11 protein-coding genes are annotated in these 16,744 nt (G+C 42.3%); 6 read left to right on the forward strand and 5 right to left on the reverse strand.

Annotated elements, in window-relative coordinates:
• Positions 1–148 precede the first annotated feature (148 nt).
• The gene (gene mltF / locus Q0779_RS01475; RefSeq protein ID WP_298768762.1) at positions 149–1,681 is read right to left on the reverse strand and encodes a membrane-bound lytic murein transglycosylase MltF; all 1,533 of its coding nucleotides are present in this window, start codon (positions 1,679–1,681) and stop codon (positions 149–151) included.
• Positions 1,682–1,953: 272 nt separating this feature from the next.
• Between mltF and purL the strand changes: the two genes are divergently transcribed.
• The 4 genes from purL (at position 1,954) to cydX (ending at position 9,188) form a co-directional block, all read left to right on the forward strand.
• Positions 1,954–5,835, forward strand: coding sequence for a phosphoribosylformylglycinamidine synthase (gene purL / locus Q0779_RS01480; protein WP_298769245.1), 3,882 nt, complete (start codon positions 1,954–1,956; stop codon positions 5,833–5,835).
• 509 nt (positions 5,836–6,344) lie between these two features.
• Positions 6,345–7,901, forward strand: coding sequence for a cytochrome ubiquinol oxidase subunit I (locus tag Q0779_RS01485; protein ID WP_298768764.1), 1,557 nt, complete (start codon positions 6,345–6,347; stop codon positions 7,899–7,901).
• Between the two features lie 13 nt (positions 7,902–7,914).
• Positions 7,915–9,054, forward strand: coding sequence for a cytochrome d ubiquinol oxidase subunit II (gene cydB, locus Q0779_RS01490; RefSeq protein WP_298768767.1), 1,140 nt, complete (start codon positions 7,915–7,917; stop codon positions 9,052–9,054).
• Positions 9,055–9,065: 11 nt separating this feature from the next.
• A complete protein-coding gene (gene cydX, locus Q0779_RS01495) occupies positions 9,066–9,188 on the forward strand; it encodes a cytochrome bd-I oxidase subunit CydX (protein ID WP_298768769.1) in 123 nt (40 codons plus the stop codon).
• Between the two features lie 57 nt (positions 9,189–9,245).
• Here the strand turns inward: cydX and Q0779_RS01500 are convergent, their stop codons facing one another.
• Complete coding sequence (locus Q0779_RS01500) at positions 9,246–12,317, reverse strand: efflux RND transporter permease subunit (RefSeq protein WP_298768771.1); 3,072 nt, start codon at positions 12,315–12,317, stop codon at positions 9,246–9,248.
• Positions 12,317–13,423: an efflux RND transporter periplasmic adaptor subunit gene (locus Q0779_RS01505; protein WP_298768773.1), complete on the reverse strand. Its 1,107-nt coding sequence runs from the start codon at positions 13,421–13,423 to the stop codon at positions 12,317–12,319. Before Q0779_RS01505 ends, Q0779_RS01500 begins: the two co-directional genes overlap by 1 nt.
• Before the next feature lie 170 nt (positions 13,424–13,593).
• Here Q0779_RS01505 and Q0779_RS01510 point away from each other — a divergent pair, with 170 nt between their 5' ends.
• Complete coding sequence (locus Q0779_RS01510) at positions 13,594–14,220, forward strand: TetR/AcrR family transcriptional regulator (protein ID WP_298768775.1); 627 nt, start codon at positions 13,594–13,596, stop codon at positions 14,218–14,220.
• 145 nt (positions 14,221–14,365) lie between these two features.
• Complete coding sequence (locus Q0779_RS01515) at positions 14,366–15,250, forward strand: autotransporter outer membrane beta-barrel domain-containing protein (RefSeq protein WP_298768777.1); 885 nt, start codon at positions 14,366–14,368, stop codon at positions 15,248–15,250.
• A gap of 150 nt (positions 15,251–15,400) precedes the next feature.
• Here the strand turns inward: Q0779_RS01515 and Q0779_RS01520 are convergent, their stop codons facing one another.
• Together Q0779_RS01520 and Q0779_RS01525 are read right to left on the reverse strand one after the other, a co-directional pair.
• Positions 15,401–15,958 carry a chalcone isomerase family protein gene (locus Q0779_RS01520; RefSeq protein ID WP_298768779.1) on the reverse strand — a complete coding sequence of 186 codons (558 nt, stop codon included), beginning with the start codon at positions 15,956–15,958 and terminating at the stop codon, positions 15,401–15,403.
• Positions 15,959–15,987: 29 nt separating this feature from the next.
• Positions 15,988–16,467, reverse strand: coding sequence for a DUF2947 domain-containing protein (locus Q0779_RS01525; RefSeq protein ID WP_298768781.1), 480 nt, complete (start codon positions 16,465–16,467; stop codon positions 15,988–15,990).
• Positions 16,468–16,744 lie beyond the last annotated feature (277 nt).

Genomic DNA, 16,744 nt, shown 5'->3' on the forward strand with positions numbered 1-16,744 from the left:
ATTGAATCTGGTTCGTTTCATATTTGGCCCCGTATTTTTATTCCATTGTTATTTTTTCATTATGCCTACTTAATATAGCATGACTGGTCGTGAGAGCGAGCACTCAAACTGAGTGCACGAAAAATGAATGGGGGAGTGAGAAGGTTTATCATAAATTTTGCTGTGACGAAGCATCGTTATTGCTTGTAATATCGGCAGTTTGCGTATTGGGCGTATTATCATCAAGTTGTATATTTTGATTATCAACCCAAACAAGCGTGTCGTAATAACGTCGAATGCTATCCACATAGTGAACGGCTTGTTTACCGCTGGCATAACCGTAGCGTGTATTTTTGTAATATTGTCGTTGTTGTAACAGCGGTAAGGCTTGTTTCACATCACGCCAAGCGCTGGGATCCAGCCCCATGGTTTGAGCGAGTTTACGCGCATCTTCGAGATGACCTATACCAATATTATAAGAGGCTAAAGCAAACCACATTCGCTGATTATCCGGAATAGAGTCTGGTAATCTATCAAGGATCTCTTTTAAATATCGCGCACCGCCTTCAATGCTCTGTGTCGGATCAAGTCGATTTTTTATTCCTAATTGTTTGGCTGTCGCTAAGGTCAGCATCATTAAGCCGCGAACACCAGTAGGAGAACGCGCATTAGGTTTCCAATGTGACTCTTGATAGGCGGTGGCCGCGAGCTTTCGCCAATCTAAATCTCCAGCATTTTTCTGAAAAGTGTCTTGATATTGAGGTAAACGTGTATCTATGGCTTGAATGAAGGCGCGTGTATCGACGTAATCAAAGCGTTGGACATGGGCAAAATATTTTTCATTCAAATGAGCAAGCACGCCAGCTTTTTGCTCTTGGTGCCAAAAACTGAGGAGTTCACTCATTAATTTATCGCTGTTCTCTTTTGGTAATAACCAAACGATGGCTTGCTGCTTTTTCAGTACTGGTCCTGCACGTAATTCAGGCATGTAGCGACGGTTAATGTTGAATGTTGTGGAGTTCGCTAAGGTATAAGGGATTTCACCACTGTCAATCATGCCCAGTAATTCAGCGTTATCTTTATCGCTGACTTGTTGCCACTTTAATTGAGGATTATCTTGATTCAGTGTTGATAAAATATCGGCAAAGGATGAGTTAGCCGTTACCGTGATTTCATCGGAGAGTTGGGCGATATGTTTAGGCTTGTCGGTGCCTTGCCTATAAACTAAGAGTTGATCGACGCGGTATAAAACAGGACCAATGCGATAATGCTTACGGCGCTCGGCTGTTTCTGTTAATCCAGCGGCAATAATATCAATATCACCTTGTGCCATGGCTTGGTAAAGTTCATCAATATTAGCATAAGGTTTAATGATTAAGGTTTGGTTTAAGTAATTAGCAAAGGACTGGGCCATTTCATAGTCAAAACCTGAACTGCCTTGATCGGTTGTAAAATAAATACTGGGGCCAAATAAGGTGCCCACTTTTAGAGCAGGACCTTGCGTATCCTTGCTCAACATTTGAGGAGACTTTTTATGGTTATCGACAGAACTTGTCACTGCTGTGGACGGGCTCGTTTCACTGCTGTTTTCGTTTGCCTCTTTTGAGCTTGGGATCACAGTCTCCGTATTAAAAGGCTGAACCGATGCTTTTTGGCATCCGGCAAGCGTAAGAAGACAAAATAAGAATAGCAGTTTTTTCATAAATTTAACTTACTTTTTAGGCACTTTTTTCAAAAACAGCCAGCGATAATACCATAAAAGCCGCTTTTGAACAAAAAGTATCCTCTTAGCCATTGGTCTGGTATTGTTTTTTGCTTTTTCATGGAGAATTTAAATGGTGATATTGATTCATTTTGCACTCAGCTGGAAACACTGTTTTACGATTAGAGTTCGGGTGATTTGTCAGGGACATTTCCCTATAATGGCGCCAGATTTTGACCCTGCAATAATCAATCATAAGGTGAAATGACGTGATGGAGATCATCCGCGGAGCCCCTGCACTTTCAGCGTTTAGAGTACAAAAATTAATGCAAGCTTGTGAAGCCGCTGCTTTACCCATAAAAGCCATTTATTCCGAATATATTCATCTTGCTGATATTGATTCACAATTAACGACTGCCGAGCAGCAGCAACTGAATACCTTATTGACTTACGGTCCAGCTACTGAGGCGGCCTCACCTAAAGGAAAGTTGTACTTTGTTGCTCCACGCCCTGGCACTTTGTCTCCATGGTCATCTAAAGCAACTGATATCGCCCATAATTGCGGCTTAAATAAAGTTAAACGTCTGGAACGTGGCATCGCTTATTACATTGATGCAGTGCCTCTTAATGAAGAGCAAGAGCGGCAGCTGTTACCTTTGCTTTATGATCGTATGGTAGAGGTGGTATTCAACGACTTGGATGACGGTGAAATATTATTTGCACACACCACACCTAAGCCGGTTAAGCGTGTCGATATACTCGGCCAAGGAAAAGCTGCGCTTATTGATGCTAACAATGATTTGGGATTAGCGTTAGCCGATGATGAGATTGATTATTTAGTTGAAAACTTCACGCGTTTAAATCGTAATCCTAATGATGTTGAATTGATGATGTTTGCTCAAGCGAACTCTGAACATTGCCGACATAAAATTTTTAATGCCGACTGGACTATTGATGGTGAGAAACAGTCAAAGTCGCTGTTTAAAATGATTAAAAATACCTATGAGAAAACCCCTGATAATGTGCTGTCAGCTTATAAAGATAATGCAGCTGTTATGGCGGGCTCTACGGCGGGGCGTTTCTTTCCAAATCGTGAAGGGGAATATGCTTACCACACTGAGCCGATGCATATTTTAATGAAGGTAGAAACCCATAATCACCCCACTGCGATCAGTCCTTATCCTGGTGCTGCTACTGGCTCTGGCGGAGAGATTCGGGATGAAGGAGCAACAGGGCGGGGATCTAAACCTAAAGCGGGGTTAACGGGGTTCAGTGTGTCAAACCTCAATATTCCTGGTTTTGAGCAACCTTGGGAAACACAATATGGTAAACCTGATCGTATTGTGAGTGCCCTTGATATTATGACTGAAGGCCCTTTGGGCGGTGCGGCGTTTAACAATGAATTTGGTCGCCCTGCCTTGTTAGGTTATTTCCGTACCTATGAACAGGCAGTGAATAGTCATAATGGGTTTGAAGTGCGTGGATACCATAAGCCCATTATGTTAGCGGGTGGGTTAGGCAATATTCGTGAAGAGCATGTTCAAAAAGGGGAGATCACTGTCGGCGCGAAGTTGGTTGTGTTGGGTGGACCGGCAATGAATATTGGTTTAGGTGGCGGTGCGGCTTCTTCAATGGCATCAGGCCAGTCCAGTGAAGCATTAGATTTTGCCTCTGTTCAACGTGAAAACCCCGAAATGGAGCGTCGCTGTCAAGAAGTGATTGACAGATGTTGGCAGCTAGGAGATGAAAACCCCATTCAATTTATTCATGATGTTGGAGCGGGTGGGTTATCGAATGCATTTCCAGAATTGGTGAATGATGGCGGCCGAGGCGGGCGATTTGAATTGCGCAATGTGCCTTCTGATGAACCGGGAATGAGTCCCCTTGAGATTTGGTGTAATGAATCTCAAGAGCGGTATGTGATGTCTGTTGCGCCAGAAAATATGGCTAGATTTAGCGCGATCTGTGAGCGTGAAAGAGCCCCTTTTGCTATTGTGGGTGAAGCAACGGCAGAGAAAGACTTGGTATTATCGGATAAACATTTTGACGATAACCCCATCGATTTACCTCTCGAAGTCTTATTGGGCAAAGCCCCGAAAATGAGTCGAACGACACAAAAATTGCAAGCTCAATCACCTGCAGTGACTCAAGAAAACATGAGTGTAAAAGAAGCGGTATTGCGTATTTTACGTTTACCTGCGGTGGCTGAGAAAACGTTTCTCATCACCATTGGTGATAGAAGCGTGACGGGACTGGTCAATCGAGACCAAATGGTCGGTCCTTGGCAAGTGCCCGTTGCAGATTGCGCCGTTACCGCAGCCAGTTATGATGCCTATGTGGGTGAGGCAATGTCTTTAGGTGAACGCACTCCTCTGGCTTTGTTAGATTTTGGCGCTTCAGCGAGGATGGCGGTTGCAGAATCGATAATGAACATAGCAGGGACGGATATTGGGAGTTTGAAGCACATTAAGCTCTCGGCCAACTGGATGTCTGCTGCCGATCATCCAGGAGAAGGTGCGGGTCTGTATGAAGCCGTAAAAGCCATAGGTGAGGAGCTTTGTCCTGAATTGTCATTGACAATTCCTGTGGGGAAAGACTCCATGTCAATGCGCACTGCTTGGCAAGATGGCAGTGAACAAAAAGCGGTGACATCCCCCATGTCTTTGGTGATCACCGCGTTTGGCCGTGTTCAGGACATTCGCCATACTGTGACACCAGAGTTGAGAACCGATAAAGGTGATTCAGCGATATTACTAGTGGATTTAGGGGCTGAGCAACCGCGTCTTGGAGGCTCTTGCTTAGCACAAGTCTTTGGTGAGCTGGGTGATGTTGCACCTGATTTGAATAATGCAGCCACGTTAAGAGGTTTTTTCGAGGTGATGCAATCTCTTGTTGCTGAGCAATCTGTCATGGCTTATCACGATCGGAGTGATGGTGGCTTGTTTACGACCTTAGTTGAGATGGCTTTTGCGGGTAATACAGGGCTTGATATTGACATCAGTGCACTACAGGGCACCCATGTTGAGCGCTTATTTAATGAAGAATTAGGCGCCGTTTTACAAGTCAGCGAAAAACAATCCACCCGAATCATGTCGCAATTTGAGCAAGTTGGGTTGAGATGCCACCGTATTGCTAAGCTCAATACCGCCGATGCCATCACTGTTATCGACGAGCAGCAACAAGTGTATAAAGAACAAAGAAGCGTGCTTCGGGGGGTTTGGGCTGAAACTACTTATCAAATGCAAGCAAGACGTGATAATTCACAATGTGCACTGGAAGAGTTTACGTTAAAACAGCAACCTTCTGAACCAGGCTTAACGGCCGAGTTGAGCTTTGATATTAACGAAGATGTTGCTGCGCCTTATATTTTAAAAGGCAGTGCGCCTAAAATGGCTATTTTACGTGAGCAAGGCGTCAATTCACACCTTGAGATGGCGGCGGCCTTTAATCGAGCCGGTTTTGACAGCCGTGATGTACACATGAGTGATATTTTAAGTGGTAAGGTGAGCCTTGATGAATTCCAAGGTCTTGCGGCTTGTGGTGGCTTCTCTTACGGTGATGTATTGGGCGCCGGTGAAGGTTGGGCTAAGTCGATTTTATTTAATGCTAGAGCTCGTGAGCAATTTAGTCGTTTCTTTGAGCGGGATCAAAGTGTCTCGCTCGGGGTGTGTAATGGTTGTCAAATGCTGTCGAATTTGAAAGCCATTATACCGGGAACTGAATATTGGCCGCACTTTGTTCGAAATCGTTCTGAGCAATTTGAAGCTCGTTTTAGTTTGGTTGAGGTGCAATCTAGCTCGTCTCTATTTTTTGAAGGAATGGCAGGCTCACGGATGCCTATTGCGGTGTCTCATGGTGAAGGGCGCGCCGAATTTGCAAGCCTTGATGCTTTAGCTGCAACCAAAGCCTCTGGTACTATTGCGCTTAATTACGTCGATGGCTTGGGGAATTTGGCGACGCAGTATCCGCAAAACCCAAATGGCTCGCCTGAGGGAATAACGGGTCTGACAAGTGTTGATGGACGAGTGACGATTATGATGCCACATCCTGAGCGTGTGTTTAGAACGGTAGCAAACTCTTGGCATCCTGATGAATGGGGTGAAGACAGCCCTTGGATGCGTATGTTTCGTAATGTGAGAAAAGCCATCGGGTAAGTGTTATCTTTTCTGATTTATCATGTGTAAAGCCGCATAATATTGCGGCTTTTTTGTGGGAATTTTACTTTTTAGAACCAACTGTCTCTTGAATATTAGTAAAGCCTGTTCCACGAAATAAGACTTTTGTCAATACTATCCCTGTGAAATGTGTGCTGCCCCGCAAAACCCATTGAAACCTGCCACTTCGATTGATTACTCTGCAACTGGGGAGTATAAAAACACTATAGATTGGAATGAAATGACTATATGTAACCGATAGTTATCACCTGTTAAATAATAGATTTAACAGTGTGCAATAAGGACTTTTAGTGTAATAAAAGTATCAATAAATTTACTTTTATGTATTTGGTAGCGTATTGGCTTCTACAGCGTATGCTGCACGTTTAAATTCGGTGATTAGTTAGCTGGTCGTTATTGTGTTAACTAATGATCCTCAACAAATACATTTTGCTATAGTTAATAAGGGTTAATTATCGCAATGTGTCGTACCAATTAAGGAGTCTTAAATGATTGTACAAGAGGTGGTTGAACTCTCGCGTTTTCAGTTTGCGTTAACAGCCATGTACCATTTCCTGTTTGTTCCATTAACGCTAGGAATGGCCTTTTTGCTGGCGATTATGGAATCACTGTATGTGATGACCAACAAGCAAATTTATAAAGACATGACGAAGTTCTGGGGCAAATTATTTGGGATTAATTTTGCCATTGGTGTCACGACAGGTTTGGCCATGGAGTTTCAATTTGGTACGAACTGGTCTTACTATTCTCATTATGTGGGTGACATATTTGGTGCGCCGTTAGCGATTGAAGGCTTGATGGCGTTCTTTTTAGAGTCGACTTTAGTGGGGATGTTTTTCTTTGGTTGGGATCGATTCAGCAAAGGACAGCATCTTGCGATTACTTGGCTGGTGGCCTTAGCATCAAATATGTCTGCTTTGTGGATTTTAGTGGCTAATGGTTGGATGCAAAACCCTGTGGGTTCAATCTTTAACTATGAAACCATGCGGATGGAAATGACCAGTTTTGCCGATGTGGTGTTTAACCCTGTTGCGCAAGTGAAATTTGTTCATACTGTTGCATCGGGTTATGTGACAGGGGCGATGTTTGTCTTGGCGATCAGCTCTTTTTATATTTTGAAAAAACGTGATCTTCCTTTTGCACGTCGTTCTTTTGCCATTGCTGCTAGCTTTGGTATGGCGGCAATTTTATCTGTATTGGTATTAGGGGATGACTCTGGCTACGAAGTCGGTGAAGTGCAAAAAGTGAAATTAGCGTCCATTGAAGCAGAGTGGAATACTGAACCTGCGCCCGCTTCTTTTACTTTAGTGGGATTACCTAACCAAGAAACCATGAAGACGGATTATGCGGTTAAAATTCCTTATGTGATGGGCATTATTGCCACGCGTTCATTGGATCAGCAAGTGACAGGGCTTAAAGACTTGTTAGTGGCCCATGAAGCGCGTATTCGCAACGGTATGAAAGCCTATGCTATGTTAGAGAAGTTGCGTGCCGGTGATGAATCGCCGCAATTAAAAGCGGACTTTGAAAAAGCGAAAGTGGATTTAGGCTATGGGTTATTACTTAAACCTTATACCGATAAAGTGGTGGATGCCACTGAAGCGCAAATTCAAGCGGCAACAAAAGATTCGATCCCCCATGTGTGGCCTATCTTCTGGTCGTTTAGGGTAATGGTTGGTTTAGGATGTATTATGCTATTGGTCTTTGCTGCTGCGTTTTGGCAAAGCACACGTCATAAGATTGAAGAGAATAAATGGGTGCTGCGAGCGGCATTGTTTAGCTTACCTATGCCGTGGATAGCGATTCAATGTGGCTGGTTTGTCTCTGAGTATGGGCGTCAGCCTTGGACCATTTCTGAAGTACTGCCCACCTTCATGTCGGCGTCGAGCCTAACGCCTAGCGATGTTTGGACCAGTATTATTTATATTACCTTGTTTTATACAGTGCTGTTAGTAGTAGAGCTGTTCTTGATGACGAAGTTTATTCGCCGTGGTCCCAGCAGTTTAAAAACGGGCCGTTATCATTTTGAAAAGCTAACAGACTAACGGGGAGCAGAACATGTTTGATTATGAAGCGTTAAGATTCATTTGGTGGGCATTAATTGGTGTCCTATTCATTGGTTTTGCTGTGACAGATGGATTTGACATGGGCGTGGGCGCATTACTGCCAATTATTGGTAAAGATGATACCGAACGTCGTATTATGATTAATACCATTGCGCCGCATTGGGATGGTAATCAAGTGTGGTTGATTACTGGCGCCGGGGCGTTATTTGCCGCTTGGCCAACCGTTTATGCAGTGTCTTTTTCTGGCTTTTATTTGGCCATGATGTTGGTGCTGTTTACGCTCTATTTACGGCCCGTTGGATTTGATTACCGTTCAAAAATAGAAGATCCAAGGTGGCGTAAAACATGGGATTATCTATTATTTTTAGGTGGTTTCGTGCCTCCACTTGTTATCGGTATTGCCTTTGGTAATTTACTCCAAGGTGTGCCTTTTAATTTTGACGAGTATTTACGTGCAACCTATTATGGCGGCTTTTTTGGTTTACTGAATCCTTTTGCGCTCTTAACCGGTATTGTGGCCGTGAGTATGTTCATCATGCAAGGAGCGAGTTGGCTACAAATGAAAACCGAAGGCGAATTGCGCGTTCGTGCGGCAGGTGCATCACAAGTTGCTGCCATTTTTGTGCTGGTTTTCTTTGTCTTATCCGGTCTACTCTTGAGCAATGGTGTGGATGGCTATGTCATAACCTCTGTCATGGATCATAATGGACCTTCCAACCCTGAGCTAAAAACGGTTGTGATTGAGGCGGGGGCGTGGCTGAATAACTATCAAAAATACCCTATTACTTTGCTGTTTCCTATTGCGGGCTTGGTATTGCCCTTGTTAGTGTTAATTGCAAGCCGCTTTAATCGGTCAGGATTTGCCTTTTTATTTAGCTCATTAACAGTGGCGATGGTGATTTTAACGTGTGGCTCAGCAATGTTTCCTTTTGTCATGCCGTCATCGCTTGACCCTAATGTGAGTTTAACTATGTGGGATGCCACAGCCAGTGAAAGAACATTAGGTGTAATGACCGTTGCAGCTGCGATTTTTGTGCCATTGATTTTGTGCTATACCATTTGGACCTATTACAAGATGTTTGGCCGTTTGAATCGCCAGCACATTGAAAACAACTCAACCTCACTTTATTAAGGGAGCAAGTTATGTGGTATTTTACTTGGATATTAGGATTATTTCTGGCTTGCTCTTTCGGTATTATCAATGCGTTATGGTTAGAAAGCAGTGAGAATATGGATAGAGAGCACGACGAACCTATCGATAAATAAAGTCAGTTAACAGCCTAAAGCCTCGTTCATGCGAGGCTTTTTTTTGGGGGAAAATTGTTAAACGCTAACGGGATTGTGCGCTTGGGAGCGATGTCGAGGTCTCATGATTAACTTGTACATAATCGGTACCCAAATCAGTGACAATAAAGTGGTTAATAAGGTCCCGCCTGCGATGGCAATGGCAAAAGGAGGCCAAAATCCACCGCCTGCGATGATTAAAGGTAAAAAGCCCCCAATTGTGGTAATCGTGGTGGATCCAATATGGCGTCCACAGCTGCTAACGAGTGCAATAATAGTGTTATTATCCCCTTGACGTGGAAGCGGATCGGCTTCCAGTTCTGCAATAATGACAATCGCCGCATTAATGGCTAATCCCATGAGGCCAAGTAAACCTATTATCACGGTAAATCCGAAAGGGTAATTAAAAAGGTATACGCAAAGGAGTCCTAACCCAGCCGATTGCATCGCACTTAATAAAATGATCCCAGTTAATCGAAATGAATTGAAGGATAAGACAATTGTTGTCAACAATAAGGCGAATACGAGTAATACATTGGATAATAAATTACCCACTGCTTCGTCGCGTTTGGCACTTTCTCCGCCTATTTGTATTTGATAACCTGCGGGTAATGGGAGGGCATCGAGCCTAGCTTTCGCTGCATTCAAAACGGTTTGAGGTAAAATACCATTTTCAATATAGGCTTCAATGGTATTGACTCTTTGTCCGTCTCTGCGTGGAATAGTGCCTCTACTGACTCTTATTTCACTCTCAGAAATAGCTGATAGTGGGATCCCTGATGCCGTATTGGAAACCAAGTTTAGCTCAGATATTCTCATTTGTTCTTGCCGTTGATTTTCATCTAATCGAACACGAACGGGTAAGGATTCTGTTTGCTCTAAAATGCTGCCGCCATTGAGGCCTGTGGTGGCCATTTGAATTTGGTTGGCGATGTTGGTTAAATGAAGCCCTGCCATTAAACTCGCATCTTCATCAATTTGTAACCACAATTTTGGTGATCCAGAGCTGAGAGTCGCACGGGTGTGGGTGACATTTTGTGTGTCAGTAAAGATGAGTCTGACTTGTTCCCCTAAACTTTTGAGTTGATCTAAATTAGGACCAAACAGCCTGACTTCAACTGGGGCGTTAAAGGGCGGACCTTGCTCGAGTTTTCTGACCAGAATTTGTGCTTGGGGGTAGGCGCTATCCAGTGCTTTTTGTAATTGTGGAATTAACTTATTGGCTGTTTTAAAATCTTGCACTTTAACCATAGCTTGCGCATAATTATTAGTACCATGTTGATTTTGCATCATATTATAATAAAAAGAAGGGGTATTACTGCCAATCATCCAGTCAATACGGTTGATCCCTGGATAATCCCTTAGGTTGAGATCCATTTTTTCCACTAACTCTCGCGTATGGGCTAAACTGGCGTGAGAGGCTAAATACACTTCAATATGAAACATATCTCTATCAGAGGGAGGGAAAAACTGCTCTGTCATTTTTCCCATGGCAATAAAACCTAGGATAGGTAAGCAGCCGATGAGCAGCGCTGTTCTTTTTGGATAAGTTAGAGCAAAGGTTAAGCTTTGAGTAAAAACGTGACTGATTTTAGGGAGTTCAATACCATGGTGGTACCATTGATGCCCGTCAGATTGACTGCCAAAACGACCAGCGAGTCCGGCAATAATGGTATGAGAAATAATAAAAGAGCCCAGTAAGGCAAACATGACCGAAATGGCGATGCCACCGACAAATTCACCCGCAGGTCCTGGCATCAGAACAATAGGGGCAAAGGCTAGCATGGTCGTAATCGTGGAGCCGGCTAAAGGTCGCCACAAGTGGCGTAATGTTTCACTCACTGCATCATAACGGCTCATTCCATTTTGGCGTCGTTGTGCGATAGCATCGACAATCACAATGGCGTTATCCACCATGATCCCAAGGGCGACGACGAGCCCTGTGACTGACATTTGATGAATAGGTAAACCAATAAATTTCATGCAAGCCAAGGTAAATAGCGCTGTCAAAGGAAGAGATAAAGCAACAATCAGCGCATTTCTTAAGCCTAGAGTCAGCATTAAGACGGCAAGGATAATAATAAAGCCTAACAATAAGCTTTTTATGAGTCCGCCTAAACGTTCAGTGGTGTAACTTTCTTGATCGAATAACCATTCAATTTTGACATTGGTGGGCATGCTTTGTTGAAGTTCATTGACCACTTGGCGAACATTATGAAGCCAAGTATCGACACTGGTATCATCAAGCATTCTAGCGGCGAGCATAATACCCTGTTCTTGCTCTATTATGGCTATGTTTTCTTCTGGTGTTTTAACGTGGCGTTGAATATCTGCAATATCTTCAAGGCGTATTAGGTGGCCATTATTGTCCACTTTTAAGGGCACTTTTCTAATTCTTGTGAGTGAATCAAGTTCGCCTGACACTTCTACCAGTGCTTTGAAATGCGAATTATTAATTTCACCGGCTGATATTTTTGGATCCGCATTATGCAAAATTAACGCAATGGCAGCTGGGGTGAGTTGCAGTTGTTTGACTTTGCTGGCATGAAGAGTCACTAAGACTTCTTCAGTGGGTTCACCATACAGTTTGACAAAATCAGTGCCTGATAATGTTCTTAATTGACTTTCCAGTTCTTTCGCATAGCGATTTAATACATCAATGCGAATAGGTGTGTTACCTTGCCAAGAAAAACCTAAGATAGCAGTGTTAGCATAACCCATTTGATCATCAAGGGTCGTGTTTTGCGCTTCTTTGGGGAGTAAGTGGATAGCATCGGCAATAAAATCTCTGGCTCTGGACCAAACAGGGGCAGTATTGAATACATCATCTTTTAGCTCAAGTTGAATGACTGAAATACCGGGCTTTGATGTTGAGTAAATAAGTTTGAGTTCTTTGATCCGTCTGAGCTGATCCTCTAACACTTGAGTGACCAATGCCTCTACTCGTTCAGAAGATGCGCCCGGGTAGTAAGTGATAACCGATGAAAACCGATTGGTGATAGTCGGATCTTCCATTCTCGGCAGGCTATTGATGGCGCCCAGTCCAGCGACAATGATAAGGGCGATCATTAAGCTGAGAAATCGGCCATTTTCAATGATGACTTTAATCATTATTGCTTAGCCTCTGGTTTAGTAATGGAGACTTTCTGTCCTGGAATGAGCTTATGTGCGCCTTGATCGATATAAAGTTGATTGGCGCTAATAGGGCCTTGAATATAGGCTTGATCTTGATTGCTATATAAAATGTCAATGTCGCGGCGTTCGACATTAAAGGTGTTTTTGTTATTGGGTGTGAGAATATAAATATTCCAGAGTCCCCGAATCCCATCGCTTAAGGCACTAATGGGCACCCAGTAGCCGGGTTTTTCAATATGTTGAATATGCGTGAAATAGGCCATTTCACCATTCATGACTTGGCTAGAGGTCGGTAAAGAAAACCTTATCTCAACGGTACGAGTGACAGGGTTGAGTTCCCCAGAGATCCCTTCAATGACAGCGGGATAGTGTTGATTACCCACTTTAATGTCAATTGGCTTTTGTAGGGATAGAGTTTTCGCTATTTCTGAAGGAACACCGATATAAGCCTGCGGTGTGTTTGATTCCACTAACGTGTAAATGGGGGTGCCTGTAGAGATGACCTCTCCAACATGATGGTATTTCTGGCTAATAATGCCTTTAAAGGGGGCAATGATATCTGATTTTTGTATTTTTAATTGATTGGCAGCGTAGGCGGCATTAAGTTGGGTCTTGGTGGCTTTGAGCCGATTGACTTGTCCTTTAAGTTCATCAATTTGTTGTTCGGAAATATAATTTTTTTGAGTTAAAGATAAACTGCGTTTTAGCGTACTCAATGCTAAATCTAAGTCTGCTTGATTTTGTGTCAGATTAGCTTTGAGTCGATTTTGTTCGGTTTGCAATAATTGAATATCAAGTTTGGCCAGTAATTGTCCTTTGGTAACATTATCGCCAATATCAACATCCAACTGATTAATTTTTCCTGATAATTCAAAGCCAATAGCGGTAGTGTTACTGGCTTTTACTATGCCAGAAAATGCTTGTGTTTGTTGATAAGAAGGGTAGGCTACCAATGTTTGCGAACTCACCGTTTGATGTTGGACTTTAGGTTGTTCATTCGTTTTTTGGCAAGCGCTTAATAATCCTAAACAACTTAGCCCGATTAGCAGAGCGGTAGATTTGGTGAGTGAGCTAATATCCATTTATTCATTCCAATATTAAATTGTTATCTTTATGTGTCCTTTTTGTTTTAAATCTAGTTTAACCAGCAAAGACTAGACTGTCCAGTCTTGTTTTTGATTGTAGACTCAATAGTCTAGTTTATGATTTAATCATGCTTATCTATTTTTTGTCTTTTGAGAGTGACTCACTTATGGCATCGACTTTATTACAAGGTCAAAAGTTAACTAAACGTGAGCAAAAACACGCCAATATTTTATCTGCTGCGAATGTGTTATTTTGTGAGCAAGGCTTTGTGCATACCAGTATGGAAGAGATTGCCAAAAAAGCGGGCGTGTCAAAACAAACACTTTATTCTCATTTTGGTTGTAAGAACACCTTATTTGCGGCTTCAATAACAACAAAAGCGGATAGTTATCAATTAAACAGTGATATTTTTGTTGATCCTAATCAGCCTGAGAAAACACTCAGTTATTTTGCTGAGCAATTTGGTCAACTGATGGTGAGTGATGATGCATTGGCTATTTATCAAACGTGCGTGATCCATGCAGATGGGCATCCACAAATCGCACAGGTTTTTTTTGAGAATGGGCCTGAATGCATACTGGTATTACTCTGTGAATACCTTGAAAAAGTGTCGAGTATTGGTGTATATCAATTTGATGAACCTAGGCATTGTGCAGTGCGTTTGTGCTTAATGTTGTTTGGTGAAATGCGCTTAAAATTAGACTTAGGGATTAATGTCGATGATCTCATTGCAAAAAGAGCACAATACTTGCAATCGAGTGTGGATATGTTTCTTCGAGCATATCGCATATAAACTTAACTATATTCAATGGGTATATCCTGTTATCTTTGAGGAACTCGGCTAAATTTTACGTGTTATCTCTTGGGTATCTTAGAGTGGAGATATTTGTCGAGAAAAGTCGTTTATATTAATCAATATTATGTGTTTAGGGAGAAACATGAACGCTATTTCTGTACCCAAATTATCCTTAGTTGTCCCTTTATTTTTTCTGCCCGATGTACAAGCTAATCCCCCTGAGGATTTTTCACCTTTTACCTTTAGTGCCGCTAGGGTTGTCGTAGGTAATGCGGATGTGGGCAGTAATGGCAATGAGCTACAGCGGGATCAATGGATCACTAATTTTAAGGCTAAATTCCCTTTATCGAAAAAATGGATCATAGGGGCGGATTTTGGATATGATTACTTAGACTATGATTGGCAGAGTCCTTCAGGGCAAGCGACAGATTATGCTTGGGATCATATTAATCGATTTAGAGCTGGAGTCTCTGTCGTTTATCGCCCTGACAAACATTGGGTGTTTATGTTATCCCCGCGTCTTCAATATGCTTATGCAGAAACGGCTTCAGCCAGTGATGCGCGAAGTTATGGCGTGGTTGTGTCGGCCATGCACCGTTTTTCATCTGGACACTTATTTGGTTTAGGTGTGGCTTATCTTAATGATATTGATGAAGTGAGAACCGTGCCTTATTTGGCTTTTCGTTGGCAAATTAATGATGCTTGGTATTTATCAAATCCTTTCTCTGTTGGTTTTAGTGGACCCGGAGGGGCGGAGTTAAGTTATTTAGCCATGCCTGATTGGGAGTTTGGTTTAGGAGTCTCCAAGCGTACTAATCGTTTTTTGATTGGGGATAATGAAAATACGGCTGAAATCGATGAGTGGGTCAGCCATTTACGGGTGAGTTGGAAATGGACGCCAAAGATCGTTATATCAGCTTTTGCGGGGTATTTTTTCAGTGGTGAGCTTGAGCTCAATCCTGAAGGCACGGATGAAACGATTGATAATCAAGGTGGGGCAGCATTAGAAGCTCGATTTAGCTTTTAATGGATTAAGCTGATTATCTTTGTTAGTATATTAAGCTGTATGCTAATTCAGTCCTTTAATTTCAGTCCTTTAATTTCAGTCCGTTAATTCAGTACTTATAAAAAATAAGAAGGCATGACATGCATGCCTTTTCATTAAATTGAATCTACATTATTTATCCAGTAAATCACTTTTTAAACTGGATTGAACAGGATCGTCACCGAGCCAAATGTTCAGTAAGGCCTTTCTAAAATCATCGTTTTTAATGGTGACTTTTTTTGTACCATTTTTAGAAGCAATGACACCAGAAGTTGGACTCGTATCAAACGTGAATTGATCACCTTCTGCGATTTTACCTGAAAAAACGGCAGTAAATTGTGCTATTTCGGCGTTAATGGGGGCAGTATTTCCATTTGTAGCAGTATCAAAGCCTTCTTTTACGGCTTTTTGCATTTTCTCTGCGGTGATCATGCTGGAAATAATGTTTAGTTTTAACACCGCTCGAGGTGCATTGATAACATCTGCAGCGTTATGAGATTTACTCGGTAAATACAGGCTAGCGACATAAAGATCAAAAAACATTTTACTTCGCTCACCCGCACCATTGAGAACCAAAGTTTGATTATCTATGGTCAGCGTATCAGGTAGGGTGACTCCGGCAACGTCTTTTGCTTGTGCATGGGATATCAAAAAAGTACTTAGTAAAAATAGGGTGGACAGTTTTTTCATATAACGCCTCATAAAAATTAGGTTGTTCCTTAGCCTCTGTGTCCAACTTGATATTGACCATTTTGATGAAACAAAACCGCTTGTTTCTTTTTTGGAGATACCAACAAAGGGCCGTCATCAAAAAATAAAAAACATTTCCAATTTCGTACAAACACCTCCCAAGTTGTTTCAATAACTTGGTATTTATCATAACAAAAATAAACTATAGCATTGCTGGGCCAATCGATAAAGTGGGCGAGAGTGTCTGGAAGTTGCGGTGCTTCACTGTCCCATGCACTTTGCCAGTGATCCGTTTCTTTCCAAGTATCTTGTTTTGCGGCCCAATCGCCTTTAGCAAATTGTTCACTGCGGCTGCTTTTATTGCTGATCCATTTATTCCAGATTAGCATGGCACTTTTTTGATCGAGCGGCCTGATTAGGTTTTTATCTTCGTCGCTAACAGGAAGATCCTTATGATTAAAAATCCATTTTCGTGTGTATTGCGCTAAGGGAATATAAGTGTGGGACAAGCTAGCCTCTCTGTGTGATGCTCAGCAGAGCAAAAAGTGGTATGGATAACGTTGGCATTATAAAGCTTTCTCTTCGCTTATTATACCCAAACCACTTGAAGATGCAGGATTCAGCTGGAATTAAAACGCGTTTAGGCAAGGCATTGAGTTGAGGGCTTAGTTATTCTAAGTTGATATTCAATAACGCAGAGTAAAAGTGTTTTAAACCAGCCCGTTGGGAGCCTGTAAAAAGACTAACTTCTACGTTGCATCACCTCAAAAGGCAATAAGCATTCTT

The sequence above is a fragment of the uncultured Shewanella sp. genome, assembly GCF_947491715.1.
Classification (GTDB): Bacteria; Pseudomonadota; Gammaproteobacteria; order Enterobacterales; family Shewanellaceae; genus Shewanella.

Excerpts from the sequence above, each read along its gene's own strand:
- cydB (WP_298768767.1), top strand. The coding sequence starts at position 7,915 with ATGTTTGATTATGAAGCGTTAAGATTCATTTGGTGGGCATTAATTGGT.
- Q0779_RS01520 (WP_298768779.1), bottom strand. The coding sequence starts at position 15,958 with ATGAAAAAACTGTCCACCCTATTTTTACTAAGTACTTTTTTGATATCC.
- Q0779_RS01485 (WP_298768764.1), top strand. The coding sequence starts at position 6,345 with ATGATTGTACAAGAGGTGGTTGAACTCTCGCGTTTTCAGTTTGCGTTA.
- Q0779_RS01500 (WP_298768771.1), bottom strand. The coding sequence starts at position 12,317 with ATGATTAAAGTCATCATTGAAAATGGCCGATTTCTCAGCTTAATGATC.
- purL (WP_298769245.1), top strand. The coding sequence starts at position 1,954 with ATGGAGATCATCCGCGGAGCCCCTGCACTTTCAGCGTTTAGAGTACAA.
- mltF (WP_298768762.1), bottom strand. The coding sequence starts at position 1,681 with ATGAAAAAACTGCTATTCTTATTTTGTCTTCTTACGCTTGCCGGATGC.
- Q0779_RS01505 (WP_298768773.1), bottom strand. The coding sequence starts at position 13,423 with ATGGATATTAGCTCACTCACCAAATCTACCGCTCTGCTAATCGGGCTA.
- Q0779_RS01510 (WP_298768775.1), top strand. The coding sequence starts at position 13,594 with ATGGCATCGACTTTATTACAAGGTCAAAAGTTAACTAAACGTGAGCAA.
- Q0779_RS01515 (WP_298768777.1), top strand. The coding sequence starts at position 14,366 with ATGAACGCTATTTCTGTACCCAAATTATCCTTAGTTGTCCCTTTATTT.
- cydX (WP_298768769.1), top strand. The coding sequence starts at position 9,066 with ATGTGGTATTTTACTTGGATATTAGGATTATTTCTGGCTTGCTCTTTC.